This is a genomic window from Flavobacterium sp. LC2016-01, assembly GCF_009711135.1.
Taxonomy (GTDB): domain Bacteria; phylum Bacteroidota; class Bacteroidia; order Flavobacteriales; family Flavobacteriaceae; genus Flavobacterium.
Map to the genome: position 1 here is coordinate 1 of NZ_WMIC01000020.1, position 2,807 is coordinate 2,807.

At 41.9% G+C, this 2,807-nt stretch carries 1 protein-coding gene; it reads left to right on the forward strand.

All coding sequences use genetic code 11. The features are described from left to right. On the forward strand, positions 1–2,807 hold a 2,807-nt coding region (locus tag GKZ88_RS22270), incomplete at both ends, for a SprB repeat-containing protein (RefSeq protein WP_196216510.1).

Consider the following 2,807-nt stretch of genomic DNA (forward strand, 5'->3'; position numbering starts at 1 on the left):
TGTAAAACAACTTGTACGGTATTAATTACACAGCCTGATGTTTTATCCTGCAGTGTGGTTCAAAACGATCCTGCTAAATGTTACGGAGACAGCAACGGAAAAGCTACTGTAACGCCTGTTGGAGGAAATGGAGATTATACTTATGCATGGGACAACGGAGAAACAACTGCTCAGGCAACAGCTTTGAATGCAGGAACTCATACAGTAACTGTTACTGATAAATTAGGTTATAAAACTACTTGCACCGTAATTATCGGACAGCCAGAAGCAGCATTAACTTGCTCAGTGGTTCAAAACAAAGCGGTTACAGCAAACGGACTTAGCAATGGGGAAGCAACTGTAACGCCACTTGGAGGAAACGGAGGCTATACTTACGCTTGGGATAACGGCGAAACTGTAGCACATGCAATAACTCTTAATGCAGGAACTCACACAGTAACTGTAACAGATTCAAAAGGATGTAAAACAACTTGTACGGTATTAATTACACAGCCTGATGTTTTATCCTGCAGTGTGGTTCAAAACGATCCTGCTAAATGTTACGGAGACAGCAACGGTAAAGCTACTGTAACGCCAATTGGAGGAAATGGAGAATATACTTACTTATGGGATAACGGAGAAACAACTGCTCAGGCAACTGGCCTAAACGCAGGAAATCACACAGTAACCGTTACTGATAAATTAGGTTATAAAACTACTTGTACTGTTGTTATCGGTCAGCCACAGTCAGCATTAACTTGTTCTGTTATACAAAATAAAGCTGTTACAGCTAATGGACTTAGCAATGGAGAAGCAACTGTTACGCCTCTTGGTGGAAACGGTGGCTACGCTTACGCTTGGGATAACGGTGAGACCACTCAAAAAGCAGTTGGCTTAAATGCTGGTCTGCATACTGTAACCGTAACCGATTCTAAAGGATGTAAAACAACTTGTACTGTTACGATTACTGAACCAAATGTTCTTTCTTGCAGCATTACTCAGGATGATCCTGCTAAATGTTACGGAGACAGCAATGGTAAAGCAACAGTAGTAGCAATCGGCGGAAACGGAGAATATACTTATTTATGGGATAACGGAGAAATCACTGCTCAGGCAACTGGCCTAAACGCAGGAACTCACACGGTAACCGTTACTGATAAATTAGGTTATAAAACTACTTGTAGCGTTGTTATCGGTCAGCCTCAATCAGCATTGACCTGTTCAGTAATTCAAAATAAAGCAGTTACTGCAAATGGACTTAGCAATGGAGAAGCAACTGTTACGCCTCTTGGTGGAAACGGAGGCTATACTTATGCTTGGGACAACGGCGAAACTGTAGCACATGCAATAACTCTTAATGCAGGAACTCACACTGTAACTGTAACAGATTCAAAAGGATGTAAAACAACTTGTACAGTATTAATTACGCAGCCTGATGTTTTATCCTGCAGTGTGGTTCAAAACGATCCTGCTAAATGTTACGGAGATAGCAACGGAAAAGCTACTGTAACGCCAGTTGGAGGAAATGGAGATTACACATACGCATGGGATAACGGAGAAACAACTGCTCAAGCAACTGGCCTTAACGCAGGAACTCACACGGTAACCGTTACTGATAAATTAGGTTATAAAACTACTTGTACCGTTGTTATCGGTCAGCCTCAGTCAGCATTAACTTGTTCTGTTATACAAAACAAAGCGGTTACTGCAAACGGACTAAGCAACGGAGAAGCAACTGTTACGCCTCTTGGTGGAAACGGAGGCTACACTTACTTATGGGATAACGGTGAAACCACTCAAAAAGCAGTTGGCTTAAATGCCGGTCTGCATTCTGTAACCGTAACCGATTCTAAAGGATGTAAAACAACTTGTACTGTTACTATCACGGAACCAAATGTTCTTTCATGCAGCATTACTCAGGATGATCCTGCTAAATGTTACGGAGACAGCAATGGTAAAGCAACAGTTGTGGCAATCGGAGGAAATGGAGAATATACTTACTTATGGGATAACGGAGAAACAACTGCTCAGGCAACTGGCCTAAACGCAGGAACTCACACGGTAACCGTTACTGATAAATTAGGTTATAAAACTACTTGTACCGTTGTTATCGGTCAGCCTAGTGCTCCATTAACAGCAACAAAATCACAAATAAATCCAGGTTGTGGCGGCGCTGCTACTGGATCGGCTACGGTTGTTGCTTCTGGCGGAACGGCTCCATATACTTACTCTTGGAACACAAATCCGGTGCAGACTACAGCTACTGCAAGCAATCTTGCTGCTGGAAGTTATACAGTAATAATTACAGATGCTAAAGGATGCACACACAGCGAATCATTCGAAATTATTGATGGTGATTCTATTCTGCCAGTGATCGATCCTTTGCCTGCGACCTCAACAATAAATTGCCCAGCAGAACCTGTATTTGCACAAGCTACTGCAAGCGATTTAAATGGAACTATTTCTTCATTAACTTATGTAGATAATGTAACACCTGGCAACTGCGCGGGATCGTACACTAAAACAAGAACTTGGACAGCCAAAGATGCTTGTGGAAATGTTTCTCTGCCAGTTAGTCAAACGATTATTGTTCAGGATATAACTGCACCAACTTGGACTACACAAACTGCTTCTTTAAATAAAACTATTGAATGCAGTAACGCACAAGCTTTGGCATCGGCGCAAGCCTTATTCCCAACAGCAACTGATGCTTGTGACACTGATGTTTCAAATATTGTAAAAGTAAGCGGACAGTTTATAGCTTCTGAAGGATGTTCAAATGCTGGAACTTACACTAATACTTGGACTGTAAAAGATGCCTGCGGTAA